The sequence below is a fragment of the Luteitalea pratensis genome (assembly GCF_001618865.1).
GTDB lineage: Bacteria > Acidobacteriota > Vicinamibacteria > Vicinamibacterales > Vicinamibacteraceae > Luteitalea > Luteitalea pratensis.
The window spans coordinates 1,026,938-1,049,656 of sequence record NZ_CP015136.1 but is presented as its reverse complement, the minus strand read 5'-3'; the positions used below and the strand labels follow the sequence as shown (position 1 = coordinate 1,049,656).

9 protein-coding genes and 2 pseudogenes are annotated in these 22,719 nt (G+C 66.0%); 5 read left to right on the top strand and 6 right to left on the bottom strand.

From position 1 onward, the window contains the following. The first annotated feature begins 82 nt into the window (after window positions 1–82). Window positions 83–7,513, top strand: a complete 7,431-nt coding sequence (locus LuPra_RS04430) for a DUF4062 domain-containing protein (protein ID WP_110169631.1) — start codon at window positions 83–85, stop codon at window positions 7,511–7,513. A gap of 24 nt (window positions 7,514–7,537) precedes the next feature. Here the strand turns inward: LuPra_RS04430 and LuPra_RS04425 are convergent, their stop codons facing one another. After that, window positions 7,538–8,428 (bottom strand): aldo/keto reductase, encoded by an 891-nt coding sequence (locus LuPra_RS04425; protein ID WP_110169630.1) that lies wholly within the window; start codon window positions 8,426–8,428, stop codon window positions 7,538–7,540. 188 nt (window positions 8,429–8,616) lie between these two features. Here LuPra_RS04425 and LuPra_RS04420 point away from each other — a divergent pair, with 188 nt between their 5' ends. From LuPra_RS04420 to LuPra_RS04410, 3 genes are all read left to right on the top strand, one after another. Further along, entirely contained in the window at window positions 8,617–8,913 is a 297-nt protein-coding gene (locus LuPra_RS04420; protein ID WP_110169629.1) for an HU family DNA-binding protein, read from the top strand. A 242-nt stretch (window positions 8,914–9,155) separates the two neighbouring features. Next, window positions 9,156–12,155 (top strand): serine/threonine-protein kinase, encoded by a 3,000-nt coding sequence (locus LuPra_RS04415; protein ID WP_162271294.1) that lies wholly within the window; start codon window positions 9,156–9,158, stop codon window positions 12,153–12,155. A gap of 180 nt (window positions 12,156–12,335) precedes the next feature. Then, window positions 12,336–14,291: a S41 family peptidase gene (locus tag LuPra_RS04410; RefSeq protein WP_157898723.1), complete on the top strand. Its 1,956-nt coding sequence runs from the start codon at window positions 12,336–12,338 to the stop codon at window positions 14,289–14,291. A gap of 82 nt (window positions 14,292–14,373) precedes the next feature. Here the strand turns inward: LuPra_RS04410 and dinB are convergent, their stop codons facing one another. After that, a complete protein-coding gene (dinB, locus tag LuPra_RS04405) occupies window positions 14,374–15,618 on the bottom strand; it encodes a DNA polymerase IV (RefSeq protein ID WP_110169626.1) in 1,245 nt (414 codons plus the stop codon). After that, the gene (locus LuPra_RS04400) at window positions 15,618–17,264 is read right to left on the bottom strand and encodes a GIY-YIG nuclease family protein (protein WP_110169625.1); all 1,647 of its coding nucleotides are present in this window, start codon (window positions 17,262–17,264) and stop codon (window positions 15,618–15,620) included. Before LuPra_RS04400 ends, dinB begins: the two co-directional genes overlap by 1 nt. Before the next feature lie 538 nt (window positions 17,265–17,802). On the opposite strand from LuPra_RS04400, the pseudogene LuPra_RS04395 reads away from it, so the two are divergent. Then, a pseudogene (locus tag LuPra_RS04395) lies at window positions 17,803–20,826 on the top strand (glycosyl hydrolase family 28-related protein). A gap of 297 nt (window positions 20,827–21,123) precedes the next feature. On the opposite strand, the gene LuPra_RS04390 reads toward LuPra_RS04395, so the two are convergent. From LuPra_RS04390 to LuPra_RS04380, 3 genes and pseudogenes are all read right to left on the bottom strand, one after another. Continuing rightward, on the bottom strand, window positions 21,124–21,327 hold the full coding sequence (locus tag LuPra_RS04390; RefSeq protein ID WP_110169624.1) for a hypothetical protein: 204 nt from the start codon (window positions 21,325–21,327) through the stop codon (window positions 21,124–21,126). After that, entirely contained in the window at window positions 21,305–21,607 is a 303-nt protein-coding gene (locus LuPra_RS04385) for an addiction module antidote protein (RefSeq protein ID WP_110169623.1), read from the bottom strand. The genes LuPra_RS04390 and LuPra_RS04385 overlap by 23 nt, the downstream gene beginning before the upstream one ends. Window positions 21,608–21,610: 3 nt before the next feature. Further along, window positions 21,611–21,906, bottom strand: a pseudogene (locus LuPra_RS04380) (type II toxin-antitoxin system RelE/ParE family toxin). Between the last annotated feature and the right edge of the window lie 813 nt (window positions 21,907–22,719).

The following is a 22,719-nucleotide window of genomic DNA, read 5'->3' as shown; positions in this document are numbered from 1 at the left end:
CACTCGGGCCACGCTGCGGATACACTGTCGGGCACATGGCGAATGCCCGGCCGCCGCATCCAGACGTCGAACGCGATCATCGATGGAACCACTGAAGGTATTCGTCAGCTCCACCTGGATCGATCTCATTGTCGAGCGCGACGCGATCGAACGGGCCGCGAGACGGCTAGAGTCTATCCGCTTCGTCGGGATGGAGTACTTCGGGGCCCGGACGGCGACGACGCGGCAGGCATCGCTGGATGAAGTCGACCGTTCCCACATCTACGTCGGCGTCATCGGCCATCGTTGGGGTTCCGGCATCACCGCAGAGGAGTACCGCCGCGCGATCGCGCGCGGTCTGCCGTGCCTGATCTACCTGAAGGCGAACCCGCCAGCGCACGATCCGCAGCCCCGTCACGAGGCGGAGCGCCGCGCCGCATGGTTACGCGAGCTGCAGGCGGCCCATACAGTCGTCCAGTTCGAGACTGCAGCCGAACTTGCGACGCGCATCGTCGCCGACCTGCACAACCTCATATTCGACCGGCTGGTCGCGCACGGCGCGCGGCAGCTCCACGGTGACTTCGACGGCCGAATCCAGCGATTCCTCGAGGAATACCTCGGGAGGCCCGACGCGCCAGTGCCATTTGGCGGTCGCAATGCAGAGCTCGCGCAATTGGATCGGTGGTTGGCCGATCCACGCGCCGCACCCTATGCCCTCGTCGCAGGACCAGCGGGCCGTGGCAAATCCGCGCTGCTCGTGCACTGGGCGAGGCAGCTGACGCGGCACGCGGACCTGGCGCTCGTCTACTTTCCGATCAGCATCCGCTTTCGGACGAATCTGGCAAACGTGGCGTTCACCTCGATCGCGGCGCGACTCGCGACCGTCCATGGAGAACCACTGCTCGCGGGACCGGAAACGCCAGCCGAAGTGTGGAGGGAATTGACGGCGGCGTACCTGCGGCGTCCCCCGCCAGCAGGGCGCCGTCTTCTGGTCATCCTCGATGGTGCCGACGAAAGCGCGGATTGGGAGCTCGGGCCGGATCTCTTTCCGGCTGTGCCTACCGAGCGTCTGCGTATCGTCGTTTCAGCGCGGTATCTGGCCGGTGACGTGGACGCGCGCGGCTGGATTGCACGGCTGGGATGGAGTGGTTTGCGCCTGGCACATCCATTCGATCTGCCGCCTCTCAGCGCACGCGGTCTGACCGACGTGCTACAGAAATCGAGTGTGCCGCTGGAGGTACTGAGCCAACGCGCCGACGTCGTGGCGGAGCTATTCCGCCTGACAGAAGGGGATCCGCTGCTCGTAAATCTCTACGTCTCGGATTTGTGGGCACGCGGCGAGGAAGTCGCACGTCTTCGGCCCGAGGACCTCGGCGCGCTCGAACCCGGGCTCGAGGGTTACTTTCATCGGTGGTGGGATGACCAGCGCGCGCTCTGGGGCGATGATTCGCCGTTCAAGGAACCGGCTGTCGATGGCGTCTTCAACGCGCTCGCCTGTGCGCTCGGACCGTTGCTGACCGCCGAACTGCTCGAACTGCTTCCCGGCCCGCGTTCGATGGCGGTGTGGACGCTCGACGATGTGATGAGCGACTTGAAGCGGTTCGTCGTCGGCGACGGCGACACCCAGGGATACGCGCTCAGTCATCCACGACTTGCCGAGTACTTCTACGATCGACTCGCCAACGCCGGCCAGCAACACGATCAGGAACTGCGCTACGTGCGCTGGTGCCGGGCATGGCTCACGCGAGTTGCCGATGGCAGCCGGCCGGTCAGCGAGGTCCCCGCCTATCTGCTGTATTTCACGCGGCCGCACTTCGACCGTGCCGCCTGCACTGTTGACGACTACCTGGGCATGGCCAGTAATGCGTGGGTCCGCGCGTGGGACCGGATCGACAAGGGAAGCTACGGCGGATTCCTTGGTGACCTGCGCAGGGCATGCGAGATCGCTGCCCGAGACGACGACGCGGCGAGCGGCCGCGGTGAGCCCGTGCGCTATCTGGCGACGGAACTTCGCGGCCCGTTGTGCACCTCGAGCATCGCCAGTCAAGCCGCTGACATGCCGGCGGCACTCTTGTGCGCCTTGCTGGAGTGCGGTGTCTGGACCTCGGAGCAGGCAATCGCATACGCCACGAGAATCCCTGATCAGGAAGATCGCTTCCATTCGGTCCTGGCGCTGGCTGCGGTCACTGCCGACGCGGACCGTCCGCTCGCACTCGCGGCGGGTCTTGGCGAGTTGCGAGCGTTGCTCCGAAACGAAGAGGGAATCACGATTCTTCGCGGTGTGTTGCGGACCATAGCCAACGCCAAGAACCTTCATACTGGTCCGGCGATGGCTGGCCGCTTCCTGGAAGCGGTATGGCGCATTGCTCAGCATGGATTGAACGGCGAGCAACTCGACATCGTCCGTGCGGCAGTGACTGAGGCAGCGGCGCGGTGCACGGTGTCTCCGGAGCAGCGAGCCATCGTTCGTGCGGCAGCGGCGGCCGCGTCCCCCGACACGGCGCCTGCCGATGTGAGTGGTTACGCCGACCTGCGTGATGCTGTCGCGACAGGTTCGCGATCGACGGCGGCCGAGCGCCTGTCGATGCTACAGCGCGCTATTGGCGATGGGACTCGAAGCGACACGAATGGCTTGCGGGAGGCGGCGCTGTACGCGGCAGCTCAGGTTCTGGGGTCGGCGATCGTGGCCGGGAGCGATCTCGGTCCTGACGGATTCACGCTGCTGTGCCGTGCGTGGCAAGCCTTGCCGCGCACGCGCGCAGATGCGTCGCGCGCCGAACTCGTTCCGTACCTGGCGGCGCCGCAACTGGAACTCCTGACCATGGCGGCACGCCGTCTGCCGCCTCCGGAGCGACTCCACGAACTGCGGGCGATCCTCCACGATGCGTCGCCATCGGCCAAACGTCTCGTCGCTGCGGCGATGCACGCTGAAGAATTGCTCGCAGACCCGGGAGACGATAGGTGGCGAAGCGATCTGGAGTGGGCCAGCGCAACATCGGAACACGAAGCCCGAATCTGGTTCGAGAAGCAGGCAGCGCGTTTGCGTTTCCTCCGTGACGAGTGTCTCGCATTGTGCGCGGCACTGGTTCGCTCGCGTCCCGAGCCGGCGCTGCAGTCGTTCGTCGCCGAGCGAGCACTCGCGGTCATCGCTGAGAAGAGTGTCGGTGAATCAGCATCCGCCGCCATGGCAGCCCTGGTGGATCTGCTGCAGCCCGAGGGCTCGGGTGACTCGTTCGAAGAGTGGCGGCCTGCCGCGATCGACGGAGGCTCGAGCACGTCGCAGATCCGTCTGATGCTGATCGCCGCGAAGGTCGATCGAGCGTCTTTATGGTCAACGGCGCGGCGTCTGGCCGAAAGGTTCGCGCAATCGCCTCGCCATAGACAACCCGGTTGGACGCACCGGATCGCCATCGTTGGCCAGTTGATGGCGCTGGACCTCGGGGCTGAGGCCACGGGAGCGACGTCAGCCGATCGGCCCGAGGCGATCGCGAGGTCTGCTCTCGCGGCGACAGCGCCACCGTCGCTCAGCGCGAGCCTGCGCGTGCTCGTGGACGGGATCGATGGTGTCGAGCCGTCGATCCTTCGTGACGCGGTGCCACTTGTTCTGGCCGCAGAGGATCGATGGGGCGAGGCTGGTTCGCCCTATGTACGACTTCGCTCGAGCGAACTGGTCGATGCGCTGACTCTGCTGCCATGCTCGAAATTGTGGCCGCCTCACGCCGATACTGCCGCGGCGATTCCACAGCTCGCGCGCGTACTTTGGGGGCATGGTGACGTGGATCAGTCAACTCGCGAGCAGTTGCTCGATTCGGCGTCGATGCCGGACATTTCGCGTGAGGGAATCTTTGCGGCGGCGCTTCGCGCGCCGCTGCAGGACCTCGAGATACCGCTGAGGGTTGCCAGGCTGGCGCGACCTTCGGATGAACTAATGACCATGGCCCTCGCGGCCGTTTGCGATGCGAAGGACATCAGACCGACCCTTCGCGTTGATTGCCTGGTCGCACTGCTGCCTGTCGTTCGTGAGCAGACCCTGGTGCGCTGGCTCGAAGCCGCGTCGACGCTCAACGCCATAGAGCAAGGGACGTTCCGCCTCATGGCATTTGGTCCTGACGCTTCGGCACACTTCGGCCCGGTGCTCGATGCGGTTGCCCGGCTCGGCTCGGCGCAGCAGCGCGAGCGATGGCTGAGCGAGCTCACCGCCTGGTATCGCACCTGGCGAATCGATGATGCGATTGCGCTCGCGGGGAAACTCCCCGATCCGGGCGCACGTCTGGACAGATGGTTTGCCCTGATTGGCCAGCTGCCGCCAGACGGACGCCTCGGACTTCTTGGCCACGCTTTGCGGCTGTCAGCCGAAATCGATGCACCGGCAATGGGCCGACGTCTGGTGCAGATGGCCGTGGACCTCATGCCCACGTCGCAGTCGGTGCTCGGCGACGCAACAGCTGCCGCCATAGCCATCAGGGATCGGAATCTGCGCAGCGACGCACTGGCGGCGCTGGCGCGCGTGCTACCGACAGAACAGACCACGACAGCTGTGGCCGCAGCGCGCCGGATTGATGACGTGGCTCCGCGAATGCGAGCGGTGCGCGCGCTCGCCGAATTCTGCCCGAGCGGCGCCGCCCATGCGGTCAATCACTTGCTTGCCGCTGGGCGCTCACTGCCGACTTCGAGCGTCCAGGCAGCCGCATCGATCTATGTGTCGCCACTCCTGGCGCCACCCGATCGCTGGATTGTGCTCGCACGAGCGTTCGACTCGCCTATCGATGGCCGCACCGGGTTCGAATGGCCCGAGTTGTTCGAGTCGCTCGCCGTGGCGATGGTGGACGCGCCGGCGCGGGTGATGGCATCAGCGTTGAAGTGGCTCGGTATTCGTCCCCCGTCGGCCGATCGAACGCGTGCGCTGCTGCGTTTGTCGCCAGCGCTGCCACGGCATCTGCAGCTGCCGGCAGCGGTGTTGATCGCCGCGGACGTTGACCGCGACGCGTTGGCCAGTGCCTCGTTGCCGTGGTCGCCGCCAGAGCTCAACGCTGCACGCGAGCTCGCGCGTTTGCCGGCTGAGACGAGGAAGTGGCTGGATGACATCGCAGCGCAACAGCGTCGTGCCAGGGAGGCTTTCCTCGACGCCGGCGGCCTCGACGCCTCGATGGCGGCGCAGGTCGAGCGCGTGCTGCAATCGGCCGACAACGACGTCGCGCGACACGCAAGTGTGTGCCGCCTCGCTCTCGAGCGTGATCTGTCTCCGGCGGCTGTACGCCTCCTCGCTGAAACGGCTGGGCAGATTGGAGATGCGGTTCTTCGCCGAAGTGCCATTCGCAGCCTCGCCGTGTTCGCGCCAGCGGGCTCGCTGGTTCGCGCCGTCGCCGCCGTGGCTGCGGTTGAAGCGGCGGCCGATCGCGGCAGGCTTCAGATTCGGCTCGCCGAGCGGCAGAGTGGCCGGTCCCGCGACAAGACTTTCGAACTCGCGCTGGCCTCGATCGCCGCTGAGCCCGACCCGCTGCGACGCGTGGCCGCGGCCGTCGCTTGCGGCGTGGCCGCCCCGTCATATCTGCTCGACGTATTGAACATCGTCGGTCAGGCAGCAGAGGTGGACCTTCGGTTCCAGGCCCTGCGCGAGCTGATCCCGCGGCTTCCCGACACCGCCGCTGCGGCCGTCGTTGCACGAGTCACGGGCATGCTTCCCACGGAATACTGTGTGCGGGTCCTGTGCGACGTTGCCGCGGACGAGCGCGCAGCAATTGGAGCGCCGGTGCTGAATGTCGCCGATGGCTTGTTGTCCGCGGCGTCTCGCGGGCGACTGCTCGCTGCATGGGCGCCCTTCCTGAATGACGGCCTGCAGTCTCACGCGGTTGGTTTGCTCGAGGGCATCACGACAGATTTTGCGTGGCTGGAGGCACTGTCGGCGCTGGTGGCACGCTGGCCTGCCCTACTGACTCCTGTACGGGCAGAACGCGCAGCGGAGATGCTCATCGAAATCGCGGAGGACGAGGTCACATTCGCGTGGCTGCGCACAGCAGCAGCCGCATGGCCCGCATCAGCAATCCGTTCCTACGTAGACGCGATTCGAACGCTGCGCCACGATTCGTTGCGTTGCGAGGCGATTGGCTGGGCGACTTCCAGCCGCGCCAGGTTGCCATTACAGGAATTGGTGGCGCTGGCGCGGGCAATCACGGATCCGAGCTGTCGTTCGATCGCACTCGGTCAGGCCGCTGTCGCGAGCGTACCGGTCGATGAGCTTTTGCTGCAGGAGGCGCTGCGCGATGCACGCAGGACCGGTCACCATGCTCTTCGGGTTGGCGCAACGGTCAGCATGGTCGAATACGCAGCAAGCGTGCCCGCGCCGCTCGTGGACACTCTCGTCGAAGAGAGCGTCCAACAGCCGATTCACGCGATGCAGGCGTTTCGCAAGCTGGCACACAAGCTCGATGCGAACCAGGCCATCGCGCTCCTGCGAGCGCTGCCCCCGAACGGAAATCGGGCAGAGTGCGCGGAACGTGTCCTGCTGGTAGAGAGCCTCGCGCCGCAGCTCCTCCCTCGTCACCTGGCGGCACTGCTGGACGACCTGCCCGGATCGACCCGCCCGCGGCAGATTACAGAGCTGCTCACCAGCATTGCTCCATTCATCGTCGACGAAGAATCGCGCTCGTCGGCGTTGGCGGTTGCGCTGGGCCTCGGTCGTGGCACATGGGGCGCACACGCGCTGCTGGCGATCGCCGATCGTTTGGACCCGCCACGCGAGCGCGAAGTGCTCGCCGCGCTGCTCGAGACTCCGCTGGAGACCGAGCGTTGGCGGCGGCTCACTCTTGTCCGTTCGAAGCTCGATGCGGCTGTTCTCGAGGCATGGCAGCGTGCCGCAGACAGCATCCGTGCCGACATTCGGAACGGGTGGCCGGACGCAGCACAAGGCATCTCCGCGAAAGACGATCGAACCGCTCCCGGCCTTTCTCGGGATCCTGCTATCGCCGATCGTTTGATCGAGTCGCTCCTCGACGAGCTGAAGCCCGCGGTCCGCGCTGCGTATTCGTCAGACAAGCGACCTCCGATTCGCGTGACACAAGCAGGATCGACTGTCGGGGAGCTATGGCGGAGACTCGACCGGCTGGACTCTGAACACGATCGCTTCGATGAGATCGTGCGACAGTCGCAGGCGCTCAACAGCAGCGACTGCGCCGCGCTCCTGGCACGCTTGGCGGACTACCTGACGCCGGAGCGCCATGACCTCGTCGTTCCGGTTCTCGTCGCGGGTCTGCGGGATCGGGATCGCCAGGAGTTGGCTCGGTTATTGGAGCGGATCGACACGCCTGTGCGCGTTGGAGCGCTTCTTCGCAGGTGCCATTCGCACTTGGGTGCCGACATGCGCCCACACCTTCTGCCGGTATTTCGCACCGCGCTTCATGCTCACGCCCGCAGCCATCGCGCTGATGCGCTGGTGATAGTGGAGGCGTGGGCACCGGCGGTCACGCTGCTTGGCGGCGACGCGGCGGCGGTGGATGTCATCGGCGCGATAACGGATGTCGCCGAGCAGTGGCCATGACCGAATTCCGGCGTGCGACCGCCACTATGCCAGGGCCAGATTCAGGTTCTCGATCGCTTCGTCGATCTCGGCGGGGGCCTTGTAGCCGACGGTGACGCAATCGACACCCGCATTGCGGAATGCGAACCGCATCGCCTTCCGCCGGTCCTCGCGATCGAACGTGCCTTCCCCCACGAGCTTCATCGAGATCACGCCCATGCCCTGCTTGCGGACCTCCTGGACACGGGACACGACTTCCGGCACGTTGCCGAGCCCCTGCGTGTTGTAGTCCTCGGCGTCCATGGCCTTGCCGATGTGGTTCACGCGAATCATCGCGACCTGGAGCCAGTCGTTGCCGGGAACCCGGCGCAGGGCCGGTAGGCCGTGAACGGAGGCGCCGTGGCCGAGCACGACCTTGCGTGACTGGACCTCGAGGATCGCGTCCTGCCAGCGCGCCGTGTCGGCGGGCCACGACGCCGTGTGCTGCCAGTGCAGCAGCATGATGTCGAAGTACTCCGTGTTGGCGAGCGTGCGGAGCTCGTCGAACTTCTTCTGCGGATCGACACCGTCCCTGGTCGTCACCTTCGACATGATCTGGTAGCTGTCGCGGGGGATGCCCTTCAGGGCGACACCGAGCATCTTGTGCATCTCGCCGTACGACTCGGCCGTTTCGAAGAAGCGGATGCCGCTGTCGTACGCGTGACGCACCAGCCGCGTGAACCCGTCCTGCCCGAGCTCCCGCTGCACGCGGCCGCTGAAGCTGCCCGTGCCGAAGGCCAGCCGTGTCACCTTGACTCCCGATCGGCCGAGGGTCACCAGGTCGGTCGCCTTCCCGCGCTGCGCGGCGAGGGGAAGCGCGCCGGACATGGCCAGCGTTCCCGCGGCCAGGCCGGTCTTGAGGAATTCGCGTCGCGTGCGTCGGCTGCAAGGCGTCATGGCGTCGTCCTCCGCGTATGAAGATGTCGAGATGGTATCAGCACCTCCATCACATCTGTATAATCGCCTTCGGCCGCACGACTAACGTGCTCACGCCACGAGGAACTTGCGTTCTGGCCGGAGGCACGCCACGTTGGCGCCGCACTCACCGCTTGCCAGCAAGCCCGGAAGGACAAAGGACGGAGAAGATGCTGTCGAAGACACAACTGATCGAGAAGCTGGTCGCGAGCTCTGATGGGCTGAGCAAGAAAGCCGTCAAGGACCTCCTGCAGGGGCTCTCCGAGATCGCACACAAGGAGCTCAGGAAGTCCGGGACGTTCGTCGTCCCTGGCCTCGCGAAGTTCGTCGTGGTCAAGAAGGCGGCGACCAAGGCGAGGAAGGGCATCAATCCCTTCACGAAGGAGCCGACGGTGTTCAAGGCCAAGCCGGCGAGCAAGGTGCTCAAGATCCGGGCGGTCAAGGCCGCCAAGGACGCGCTCCTCTAGTTCGTGCCGGCACACGCCGCGTTCCGCTGCGCGCAAGTGGGGTCGTCCCACTTGCGTGCGGCAACCGATGGCGACCGCCTTACTCAGGCGATCCCCTGCCCACCGGCCAGCTCCTGCTGATTTCGCCGCGCTCGGTCGCGGCCTCCCACTCCCCTTCGCCAACCGACCGTGCGCTCGGACGCATCTCTCGCCAGGCGATCTTCCGCTTTGCCTCCGCTACGGTAGGGCTTAAGATGCGTCTGTTGGCACGATCCACGATCAGCCACTACCGCATCGTCCGGAAACTGGGTTCGGGCGGGATGGGTGAGGTCTTTCTTGCGGAAGACACCACGCTCGGCCGCAAGGTCGCCATCAAGATGCTGCTCGAGCGCAGTGTGGAGAGCGATCTGGCCCGGCGACGGCTGATCAACGAGGCGAAAGCCGCCGCCGCACTCGACCACCCCAACATCTGCGCGATCCACGAAGTCGGCGAAGAAGACGACTGTGTCTTCATCGTCATGCAATACATCGACGGCGAGAGTCTGGCCGAGCGGATCGGACAGCACGCACTAGCGCCCGCCGAGGTGGTGGACATCGGCATCCAGGCAGCGCAGGCGCTTGAGGCGGCCCACACTGCTGGCGTCATTCATCGCGACATCAAGCCTCAGAACATCATCGTCACGCCGCGCGGACAGCTGAAGGTGCTGGACTTCGGACTCGCGAAACTGGCGGCGCACGCTCTTGCCGAGACCCAGACGAGTGAACCTCTGACGGTGGCGGGGAGCTTGATTGGCACGCCGGCATTCATGTCTCCCGAGCAGCTGCGCGGCCTGAACGCCGACGCGCGCTCCGACATCTACGCGCTCGGCGTCACTCTCTACCAATGCGCGACCGGCCGATCTGCGTTCGGTGGAGGAACGCTGGTGCAGGTCGCGATGCAGGTGATGAGCGTCACTCCGCCTCCGCCCTCCGAGCTCAACCCGGCAATGCCACCGGCGCTCGACGCGATCATCGCGCGGGCGATGGCCAAAGATGCCGCGGCGCGCTACGACTCGGCACGATCGCTTCACCACGATCTGCGTGGACTCAAGGATGCGCTCGACGGATCGACGGTCCGGCCAGCGGTGACGGCGCCGTCAACGACGAACGTGCGCCGCCGGTTCGTCCGATTCAAGACGCTCGTCGCCGCGTGCGCGATTGCCGTGCTCCTGGCGGCGTGGTTCGCGTCGGGTCTGCTGCGACGCGGGCGGCACGTCCCGCCTCCCGAGGCCGTTGCGTGGTACGACCGCGGCACCAGCGCCATTCGCGAGGGGGCGTATTTTCAAGCGAGCAAGGCGCTGGAGCGCGCGCTCGCGATCGACAACGACTTCCCGCTGGCGCGGGCGCGGCGGGCGGAAGCCTACGCGGAGATGGGCCTCACCGACAGGGCGCGGGAAGACCTGCTGCAGGCCATGGCGCTGCTCCCGGATCGCTCGCAGCTGTCGGACGCCGAGTCGAATTATGTCGACGCCGTCGCGGCGACGCTCGGCCGCAACTTCACGACCGCGATCGACAAGTACGCGCTGATCGCGGACTCGGTTGGCGGATCGGACAAGTCCGCGGCCTACGTCGATCTTGGCCGTGCGTACGAGAAGAACGAGGACCTCGATCGCGCCATCGCATCGTACGTGAAGGCCACCCAGCTGGATCCGCAATCGGCCGCCGCCTTTCTGCGTGCGGGCATCCTCCATGGCCGTCGCCAGCAGCTGCCACCGGCCAACGAGGCATTCTCGAAGGCGGAGGGCATCTACCGGGCGATGTCGAACCAGGAAGGCCTGGCCGAGGTGCACTACCAGAGGGGCGCGCTGCTGGCCAGACTCCGGCGACTGCCTGAAGCGAAGGCGCAACTGGAGCAGTCGTTGACGATGTCACGCGCGTCGTCCAGCGAGTACCAGGCGATCAGGACATCGTTGCAACTCAGCAACGTGTACTACGCGACCGGCGACAGCACCCGGGCCGAGGCGATCGCCGCCGACGCGGTGAAGGCCGCGCAACTGCTCAACAGCAGAACGCTCGCGACCAACGGCCTGATTGACCTCGGGTACACCCTGCTGGCGCGAGGCGAGTTCGCCAGCACGCGCGAGTACCTGAATCAGGCTCTCGATCTGGCCCGTCAGGACAAGTCGCCTCGTCTGGAGGCGCGAGCCCGCCTCGCACTTGGCAGTCTCGGTACGCAGGACGGCACCTTCGATGACGCGGTGTCTCACCTCGAGGCGGCGCTGAAGTTCTACCAGCCGGCGGGCTACCGCACCGAGACATCCAACGCACTGATTCTGCTTGGGCGCGCCTATCGCGACAAAGGCGAATACGCCGTCGCGATGAAGGCATTCTCCGAGCAACTGGAATTGGCGAAGCAGTCAGGCGACCCGGCTCGCCTCGCGGCGACGCATTCCAGCATCGGCGCCCTTCTAGGAGAGAACCAAGAGCAGTACGCCGAGGCCCTGCCGTATCTCGCGGAGAGTTATCGCATCAACACGTCGCTCGGCGCGCGGGTCAGCATGGGATGGGACCAGGCCAATCGGGCGGCGTCGCTGGCGGCATTAGGCAGGTACGACGAAGCCGCGACCGCTCTCGACGAAGCCCGTGCCATTGCCGCCGGGCCCGACGCGCGATTCAAGTCGCAACTCGCCCACGTCGAGGTCGTCGGCGCGCAGATCGCCCTCAGCCTGGGCGACCGCGTGCAAGCCCGGACGCGTGCCGCGGCGGCGCTGTCGCTGGCTGACCCCGACTACAAGGACACCGCACTCCAGGCCAGGCAGACGCTCGCCCTCACCCAGGTTGGTCCCGGCGCGCCGAAGACAGCCCTCACGCTCGTCGAACACGCGGTGGGCGCGGCCAGGGCGCTGAAAATTCCCCGGCTTCTTTCGACAGCGCTGCTCGCGTCGGCCGAAGTTCGCCTGGCCAGCGGCGACGGTAGGGGCGCACTCGCTGACGCGCAGGCCGCACAGCGCATCTTCTCGGCGGGGGGGCAACTGGAGTCGGAGTGGCGGGCGTGGCTGGTGTCGGCACGGGCCATGCGGCTAGAGGGCGACAGTTCGGCCGCCTCCGACTACGCCGTCCGTGCCGAGACGACCCGCGCGGCTCTCCAGGCACGCTGGGGCGACGACAACTACCGCGGATACGCACAGCGGCATGACATTCAAGGACGTTTGAAGGAACTCGCGCAAGTGCTCGAGCGAACACGGTCGGTCAACGCACAGAAGGAGGCTGGACATGGCAGCTAAAGAAGGCGATCCCGGCGGCGGTCAGGCCGGCGGCGGCAAGAAGAAACCCGCCAAGAAGACGGCAAAGAAGGCCACGAAGAAGAAGTAGCGCGATAGCCGGCAGCAGGGATCCTGCTGCCGGCTTTCTTCATGTTCCGGTGCCGTCGCGACGTGGCGTGTCCCCGGGACCGAGGGAGAACCATGGCTGAAGTCGAAGTCGGCAGGAGGCGGGACCTGCTGGACATCGCCCGTTCGCGGAACGGGCGCCGGACAGAGCGCGACCTTCGCACTTTCCTCGACCTGTCTGAACGAGGGGCCGGACTCTCCCGGGAGGAGCGTCTGCAAATTGTCGAGCAGGCCCTGGTGTTGATGGAGATGAACTATGTCCATCTGCCGATGAAGCGCGCCATTCACGCCATCGACCCCATCCAGCAGCTCAAGCTTCTCAGGTTCCACCTCGCCGAGTGGAATGCGGACCTCGAGAGCACGATCGACTTCCACCGCCGCATGCTGTCGATCTTTGGCTCGACGCGCGACCTGCACACGCTCTATCTGCTCCCGGAGCCATTCAGGGATTGCACCGCGTATCTGCCATTTCTCATCGAGCAGTGCTTCGATCGGGGCGCTGAACGATTCATCGTGACGCGGACGGCGGTGGACGACGAAGAGGCGTTGTCCTGGTCAGAGGAGGGGCGAGAGGCACGGTTCGAGCGTGGCGTCGAAGTGCTGGCGTGGAACGGTGTCCCTATTGTGAGAGTCATCGAGATCAATGGCGAGATGCAGGCCGGTAGCAACCCCGATGCGCGATTTGCCCGTGGGCTGGACAACCTCACCATTCGGCCGCTCAACAACACCTTGCCCCCCGATGAAATGTGGGTGGACATCCTGTTCCGCGCGAAGAACGGCGTGATCGCGAGCCATCGATCGTACTGGTTGGTGCACAAGACGAGTGACACCGGTGAGTCGTCCGCGTCGCACAGCAGGAAGCGGACGGCGCTGGACGTGAAGAGGACGCGCATCCTCGAGGTCAAGCGAGAACTGTACCCGCGTGACGACTCCGCCACGGTCGGCTCGATCAAGGACATCCTGTACGCGGTGAAGAAGACGGTGCACGGCCAGACGTTCGGCTACATCCGGATCTTCAGCTTCGCCGTCGAGGATGCGTGGCGCTTCCGTCGATCGTTCGCCAAGCTGATCACGAAGGACGGCTTCCCACAGGACGGCCTCGTTCTCGATGTGCGCGGCAACCCGGGCGGCGACATCCGCGCGGCCGAATCGCTGCTGCAGCTGCTCACGCCCAACACCATCGAACCGGAGTCGTTCGAGTTCCTCAACACACCGCTGAATTTTCAGATCTGCAAGTCCGCGCCGGACGGCTGGGATCTGAAGCGGTGGGGGCCCTCGATTGGCGACTCGGTGTTGACCGGTGCGACGTATTCAGCAGGATTTCCACTCACGCTCGGCGCGTTGTGCAACGGCATCGGTCAGGTCTACTACGGCCCCGTCGTGCTGATTACCGACGCATTGTCGTACAGCGCGACGGACATCTTCGCCGCGGGTTTTCAGGACAATGAGATCGGACCGATACTCGGGACGGGCGGCAACACCGGAGCCGGGGGGGCCAACTTCTGGTCACTGGACGACCTGCTGCGGGCGCAGAAGAAGGACCCGGCGTCGCCGTTCAAGAAGTTGCCGAAGGGGGCCGAGCTCATCGTGGCCATGCGTCGGAGCATTCGGGTCGGTCTGCGCGCAGGCTCGCCGCTGGAGGAGTTCGGGGTCTTGCCAGACGTGCCGCACTTCATGACCAAACGCGACCTGTTGAGCGACAACGTCGATCTCTTGTCCCGTGCCGCACGCCTCATTCAGCAACGGCCCTCGTTCCAGCTGTCAGTGAACCCAGTGAGCGGCGAAGGCGCCAGCAGGATGGTGGTCAGCGCCGCGTCGAAGGTGCCAACGTCGAAGGCCAGCCGGAAAATCTCCCGCGTGGATATCTACGTGAATGGGCGACCGGTACTCTCGATCGACGCCCAGGACGGTACGGTGCCGACCACTGAGGTGGAAATCGGCAGGAATGGAACGGCACGCAGAGCCGTCGAAGCGCAAGCGTGGGACCTCGCTGGAAGGCTTGTCGCCGTGTGTCGGACGACCGTCCGATGAACGGCGTTGGTGCATGGCTCGACACGGGACTCGCAGTTCTCCCCAGCGCGCGTCGGTGATTCTTACAGCGCGCGCACGATATTCAAAGCTCTCTTTCAGCAAGGCGTCGGAACTCGTCAGGGACGGAACGCGCACCCCGCGATGCTGACCCATAATCCACCGCTTCTTCTCCGAAGCGTTTGCGGATCGCATCGACGGCCCGGTCGGCGCGCGATCGCGCCAGGCCTTTCTGTGTGCCAGGACGGCGTCCTTCGTCGGCAAACCCGAGCGGCAGCTCCAGTTGCACGATCGCATGCGCTTCGAGATTTGAGACCGAGATCGCCAGTAACGAGATCGTCCTCTCGTCATGGTGATCCGCAAGCACGCCGCGCACCAGGTCCTCGGCGATCTCAGCGAGAGCCCTCGTTGCAGAAATCGGCGCTGACAGCGTGAGCGAGCGCGTGACCGAGCGCAAATCGGCGAAGCGCACGCGGACCGTGATCGTCCGGCCCGCCAGGGATTTGGCCCGGAGCCTGGCGCCGATGCGGTCGGCGAGATGATGGAGCGTCGGTTTGAAGACGCGCTCGATCGCAGGCCGTCGTCCGAGTGCCGATTGTGCGCCGGCGGAGCGCGCGCGCCGGCGCGTCTGGATTTGCCGCGGATCGCTGTTCCAAGCGAGTGCCGTCAGCTTTCTTCCCGCCGCCTGCCCAAGCAATCGCTCCACGGATGTTGGAGAGCTCTCAGCCAATTGACCGATGGTGGTGACGCCGAGCTTGGCCAGCCGCGCCTCGGTGGCGGGGCCCACGCCCCACATGAGGCCGACGGGCAGTTTGTGAAGGAAGTCGAGTTCAGTATCTGGATCGACGACGACCAATCCATCCGGCTTGGCGACCTGCGATGCGATCTTCGCCAGGTGCTTGGTACGCGCCACGCCGATTGAGATTGGCAAGCCCAGCTCGGCGCGCACGCGAGCCCGGACCGTCCTTGCGATCTCTGCCGGCGCACCGAAGAGATGCGTGCACCCTGCAACGTCGGCGAAAGCCTCGTCGATGGAGATCCGCTCGATGGAAGGCGTGAAATCGCTCAGTACCCTGATGGCGGCGTCGCCGAGCCGTTGGTATTGGTCGAAGTGTCCGCCGACAAACACGAGGTCGGGACAGAGTTGCCGCGCGCGCCGGCCTGGCATGCCGCTTCGTACGCCGAAGGCCCGCGCTTCGTAGGAGGCCGCGAGAACGACGCCGCCGCCGACCGCAATCGGCCTGCCGCGCAGGCGAGGGTCGAGCAGTTGTTCGACCGACGCATAAAAGGCGTCGAGGTCCGCGTGGAGAATGGTGGCTATGGAACCCATCACACCCACCACAGCGCAGACGCGAGTCGCGACTCGTCGAGTGCCGGTCCGACGCCCAGGCGCAGCGCCACTGGAGCGCCAGCTGCAATCAAGCGTTTCAGCTCCGTCGTCAATACCCGTAGGCGATCGAAGGAGGCGAGGGTGAAGGCCTCACGACGAGCGGCCACTGGACGGCGGTAACCCGGTGGAATCGGGGATGCTGCGTTTGTGTCCGCTGCCGTGCTCACCACGACCTCGCCGTTCTCGATCACGATGAGCCGTGCACCACTGCCACCGGGCTCGCGCCACACCACGCTCGAATCGACCAATCGGGTTAGCCAGATCGCGCGGCGTCGGGCGAGCGCCACCCGCAACGCGAGCCACTCGAGGGACACTTGAACGAACTCCGGGGTCCACCCCGGGAAGCCACGGCCCCTTTCGTTGACCTCGTCTTCATCAACGTCGCGGTCTCGCCGACCTTCTCGCCACAGGCGCGTGCCAAGCCGCAGCAGCGTGGCGTGCGCAGAGAGGTTGATGCGCGACATTTCAGGATGGGTAGCGCACAACCGCTCGTAACCGGCGTTGAACGTGCCTGCATCTGGGGCCCATCGACCGGACGTCAGCGCCGCGCGGTCTGCCCGAGTGAGCGCCACGAATTGATCGAGCGTACCGGGGGAAGCAAATGGTCCGAGCGGACAGTGTGGCGACGGCTGTGGACGACGCGCGCTGAGATCCGGCGACGTGAACCACAACGCGCGGTCCTGATTCGTGAGCGCAACGTTGTAGGGCGGACGGTGTCGCTTGATTTCGTCCGGCTCGAGGAGCGCGGCCTCGAGCGGGCTGGGTGTGACGTCGAACGAGATCGCGCGTGCCTGCGACAGCATCTCGAGCGACCGCTCGGGAACCCCGTTCTGCTTCCGAAAGTAGCTGTTGACCCGATGATGGAGCGACGCTGCCTTGCCGACGTACAGGACGCTATCGTCTGTCCGCAGCATGCGATAGATGCCAGGGGCATCCGGCAGCGAAAGCCGCACGTCCCGCGGCATCGGCCAGACGCGGCGTCGACACCTGGCAGGCTTGACCGGTCTGGCGAGCCAATCGTGGAGCGCGCCCCACGTCGACACACCCTGCATCTCGAGCAGCCGGACGAGTTCTTGCCAGACCAACGCCGTCGCATCCACGTGATCGGCGCTGCGACGCAGCGCGCCAACGGCGCGACCGAAGTATCCGGAAAGGGCACGCAGGCTGCAGCGAGGCAGATTGGGCAACAGGCGCCTGCCAATGTCCCGCGTGCAGACCACGTCGAGTGGAAACGGGCCGGCGGCCAACGAGCGGAGGAACGGCTCCTCGAATCGAGCGAAGTGAATGACCGTCGGCGCGGGCTGGTGCGAGAGACAGGCGGCGTGGACCGACAGCTCGCGCCATGCGCGGTGTCGCTCGACAGCGTCTCGCATCATGTGCTCGGAGATTCCCGTGATCCGCGCAACGGCTGGCGGAATCTGCTCGCTGTCCGGAAGCGCGATCAGGCAGGCACGCGGGTGCGTGATGGTCTTGCGAACTCGGGCCCAGCCGATCTCAATGAGATGCCCTCGCGGAGCTGCAGCCGTGGCCTGACAGTCGACCGCCAGCACCTCGAGTTGCGAGAGCGGCTCGGGATGGCTGCCCATCGATCACCGCTTCAGCCGCGAAGGCGCGGACGTCGTTCCCCTACCCTGCTGGTTCGGCCGCGCGCAGTCGTCGGCTTCAGGCGCTTGTCAGGCCGCCGCCTCGCGGGTTCCTCTCGCTCCGGCGCGGAGGGCGCACTGATCGTGACGTAGTATCCGTCCGGATCCCGGAGTGAGAACTCGTGCGTGTGACTGTTCGGGTTCACGTGGGGCTCCTCTTCGGACCGGTCAACGAGAGTGCGTGCTCTCTTCAGGGCCATCTCGTAGTCGTCGACCCGGAAGCGGTCGTCACCTCAACCGAGTGCCGACGGCCGGACCCGCATAGCTGCCGCGTAGCGTCCGAAACCCTCAGCGCGCCAGCGTAGCATATTCGCTTTTTGTTCGCCACGCCGCTACGAACGGAATCTGCTGCCAGACGGCCAGCGCCCCCTCGGCAGGCCCGGTTCTTGAGGAATTCGCGTCGCGTGCGTCGACCGCAAGGCGTCATGGCGTTGTCCTCCGCGTCTGAGATCGGCGACGTGGTAGTAGAGTCGTCGCCTCCATGAAGACAATCCGAGCTGCCGCTGCTTTGGCAAGCCTGGCCGCCGCCGTTCCGGCCTGGGGCGGGCCCTCCGTCTACCGCTCCGCGCCCGACGACCCCAAGGCGATCACGATCCGCGCGACCGGCGACGGCATTGCCGACGACAGCGCCGCCATCCAGCAGGCGCTCGATGCCGCCTCGAACCGCGGCGCCGGCGGCATCGTTTTTCTTCCCTCGGGCCGCTACAACCTCACCCGCACGATCTACGTCTGGCCTGGCGTGCGCCTGATCGGCATCGGACCGACGCGGCCGGTGCTGCTCCTGGCGGACCGGACGCCGGGTTTCCAGGAGGGCATCAAGAACATGGTGATCTTCGCCGGCCGCGGCGTCGAGCCACCGCCACCCGGCTTCGCCCGCAAGCCGCCCTTCCCGCCGCCCGGCAGCGTGCCGTTCAACGACAACATCGCCGACGCCAATCCCGGTACGTTCTATCCGGCGATGGGCAACATCGACATCCAGATCGGCGCTGGTAACGAAGGCGCGGCCGCCATCCGCTTCCACGCCGCGCAGCACGCCTACCTCCAGCACATGGACTTCGACCTCGGGAGCGCGTTCGCCGGCGTCTACATGGTCGGCAACTACGGCGCCGACCTGCACTTCAAGGGTGGGCGCTACGGCATCGTCACCGAGAAGCCGTCGCCGGCCTGGTCGTTCACCCTGGTGGACAGCACGTTCGAGGGCCAGCGCGACGCCGGGATCCGCGAGCACGAGGCCGGGCTGACGATGCTCAACGTGACGTTCAGGGACACGCCGGTCGGCATCGAGATCGATCGCGGCTACGGCGACTGGCTCTACGGCCAGCGCCTGCGGTTCGAGAACGTGTCGAAGGCCGCGGTGATCGTGTCCAACGAGGACAACGCCTTTACTCAGGTCAGCTTCGACGACGCGGTCGCCACCGGGACGCCGGTGTTCGCGCGATTCCGCGACAGCGGCAAGACGGTCGGCCGCGCCGGCGGGTATCGGGTCAAGGCGTTCACGTACGGCCTGACCCTGCCGGCGCTCGGCGCCTTCGGCCGTTACGAGACGCGCTTCGACGCCGAGCCACTGGCGAGCCTGCCCATAGTCGGTCCGAAGGTGATTCGCAATCTGCCGCCGGTCGATCAGTGGGTCAACGTCCGGACGCTCGGTGTCACGGGTGACGGCAAGACCGACGACACGGCCGCGCTCAAGGCGGCGATCGAAGCGCATCGGGTCCTTTACTTCCCCAGCGGCTTCTACCAGATCACCGACACTCTGCTGCTGAAACCGGAGACGGCGCTGATCGCGCTGCACCCGAGCACGACGCAGATCGTCATCCCCGACGGCACCAGAGGCTTTCAGGGCGTCGGCGGACCGAAGCCGCTGATCGAGGCCCCGAAGGGCGGCGACAACATCGTGAGCGGGTTCGGGCTGTTCACCGGCGGCATCAACGCGCGGGCGACGGCGCTGCTCTGGAAAGCGGGCGCCACGTCGCTCGTTGACGACGTCAAGCTCCAGGGCGGGCACGGCACGTTCCTGCAGGATGGCTCGCGCTTCGATCCGTACGACCCTTACCACGCCGGCGACAAGGACCCGCGGAAGCGCTGGGACGTGCAGTACCACAGCATCTGGGTGGCCGACGGCGGTGGGGGCACGTTCACCAACGTCTGGAGTGTGAACACCTACGCCCAGTCCGGCTTCTACGTCTCCGACACGAAGACGCCCGGTCGCATCCTGCAGCTCTCTGCCGAGCACCACGGTCGGGTCGAGATCGGCCTCAACCGCGTTGAGAACTGGGAGCTGCACGCCCCGCAAACCGAGGAGGAAGTCGGCGAGAGCCCGGACGCCGTCAGCCTCGACATCCGCAACGCACGCAACATCCTCGTCACCAACTATCACGGCTACCGCGTGACCCGCACCGTCAAGCCGGCGCCGATGGCCGTGCGGCTGGAGAACGTCGCCGGCGTCCGTTTCCGCAACGTTCACGTCAACGCCGAGAGCGGGCTCGGGACCGCCGACAGCCTCGGCCCCGCCACCTTCCTGCGGGCGAGCAAGTTCCCCTACGAGAACGCCATCGTCGACGTGACCCGCGGGCTGCAGGTGCGCGAGCGCGAGTTCGCCGTGCTCGACATCCCGACAGACGTGAAGCCGCAGCCCATGCCTGCGCCGGCATCGGGCGTCACGGTCTCGAAGCTCGCCGACGGCTTCTGGTCGATCTCGGGCGGCGCCGTCGGCCCCGACGGCAAGCTGTGGTTCGTGGAGCGCAAGTTCCATCGCATCCACGGCTGGAGCGCAGCGGACGGGCTGACGCTGGAGCGCGACACCAGCCTCGACCCGGTCAATCTCGCCGTCGACAAAGCCGGCAACCTGGTAGTGCTCTCGGCCGAAGGCCCGGAGGGGACCGTGTACAGCTTCAAGCCGGGCTCACCAGAGACCGAGATGTCGGTGCTCGCACCGACGACGGCCGCACCGCCCGCGGGCAGCGAGCTCGTGCTGCCGGCCAACTACTGGAACAACGGCGAGTTCGAGGACCAGTAGGACCCGAGGGCCGACCACTTCACGACGCTGGCCGAGATGTTCGCCCGCGACATGGCCGTTCCCAACGCCCGCTACTACGTCTCGCCCGACGGCAGCCTCGCCCTGCCGGCGCTTCGCACGTTCCAACAGGGGCCCGGCTGGCGCTGGTCGAACGCGATGCAGACCTACGGTTTCATCACCGCAAAGCCCGGGTCGCGCGTATTCGTGACCAACGGATCGGAGATCAAGACCTACAGCGGCCTGCTCGGCGCCGGCGGCGCAGTCACCGACCTGAGGGTGTTCGCCAACCGCGGCGGTGAGAGCGTCGCGGTCGGTCCGGACGGGCGGGTGTACGTCGCCAATGGTCAGGTGTTCGTCTACGCGCCGGACGGCAAGGAGGTCGGTCGCATCGACGTGCCGGCGCGTCCGCTGCAGCTCCTATTGGGCGGCAAGGATCGGCGGACGCTCTTCATCCTCACACACCATGCGCTCTACTCGGCGCAGCCGTGAGGTGACGCGACCGCGCTCTACATTTCGACTGCGACGCCCAGCTCTTCGCGGCGACGCGTACCGACGACGCCGTTCCCTCGTGGTATGTCGCCAGGAGCTCGCAGAGGTGCGACGAAACGAATCGATCAATCGCCAAGCCTCTCCGTTCGTGTGGCTTTCTCGTGTCAATGGACTGACGAAGCGGGTGGAAAGGCCACCTACGTGGCGAGGTGGTACAGAAATCAATCGTTTGGGTGATGGCGGAGAGGGTGGGGTTCGAACTCTGTCAGGTCTTTTAGAATCTGTAAGTTACAGATTCTACATTGCCAACGCGTCGCCAAGAACGGTCGCACCAAATGGAAGCGGCAGATATTCTTCGAGCGTGGTCAGGAAGGCGGTCGCCTGTTCGGACTCGCCGTAGGCTTCCACTGTGGCCTCCTCGATCATTGCGTCGAGCCGATGCGGGCTCGGAGGCCACGAACCGCTGCGACCGTTCAGGTCATCCTTGGGCGGCTTCGGCATGCAGTCTCAATCCGAGGGCGGCCATCACCCTGAGGACGGTGTCGAAATCAGGGCTGCGCTCACCCGACAGGGCCTTGTAAAGGCTTTCGCGCGAGAGCCCTGCATCTCGAGCCACCTGGCTCATACCCTTCGCTCGTGCGATGTCGCCAAGCGCCTTTGCGACGAATGCCGCGTCGCCGTCAGCCTCTTCAAGACACGCCTCAAGGTAAGCGGCCATCTCCTCAGGGGTCCTGAGATGTTCTGCCACATCGTACCGGACGGTCACAGTTCCCTTTTTCATCGGCTACTTCGACAAGCCGCGCGCCAACCGCAGCGCGACTCTGATGTCGGCGGTCTGTGTGTGTTTGCTGCCGCCCGCCAGCAGGATGATCACCGCGCGGCCCCGTCGGGTGAAATACACGCGATACCCTGGCCCAACGTCGATCCGCAACTCGGACACTCCCTCGCCAACCGGTGCGACATCGCCTGGATTGCCCGCTGCCAGGCGTTCGATGCCACCTGGATCCGTGCGCGGCCGCGCACGTCGCGCAAGGCATCCAGCCATCGCGCGAAGCGCTCGGTCCGACGCACCTCGACCATCGCTCCGGACTGTAGCCGTGTGGCTACTTGATGTCAAGAGCGGCGATCGACGCTGCCGGGCGGTCCCAATCGCTCGGGAACCACTGGGCGGACGAGTGGACCGGCGTCCATGGGGGACACGTCGTTCGCCTTCCGAGCCTCATCGCATGGTGGGTGTGCGACACCCAGGTGGAGCTTCTTCCAGCCTCGCGTGCCACGTCCGCCGTGTTTCGCGGCGGCCCACTCCCCTTCGCCAACCCCTGAGAGGCCTGTGCTGTCGACGATTAGATGCAGCGGCCTGTGGCCGGCATGTCGCGCGTCGCGACGTCGAGTAACTGACTCCGTCGCGGCAGCGTCGATGGCCCAGGCGTCGAGACCGGCGCGCATCGCAGTCAGGATCGACCGGACGAACCCTCCGTTGACAGCAAGGGCAAGTGGAACGCAAGCCGGAGTGTCAGGCGGTCTCGATCGCGAGGTCCGCGAACCGTGGCTGCCCGCCCGGTCGACCGGACGGCGGAACTCTTCAGGCAGCCCTGGCATCAGGGAACAACCACAGCGTCAGGTCGCCCCGCCTGACCAGGGCGCTCGTACACCTCCATTGCCCAACCCGACAGTGCATCTTGTACGTCGGTTACACCCGCGACGTCATCCCACGATCATGCGGCGTGCGCCGTCGACACGCCACGGTTCCACCGCCGGCTACCATAGCGCCGTCCGCAACCGTGCACCAACGCCGCCCTCGCAGCTGAGCGTCATCGCCTTGCCCATAGGGCCGGCACCTGGAGTGGCGCAACCAACATCCGGGACAACGCTGCGTTTCGAGAGTTCGCGGCT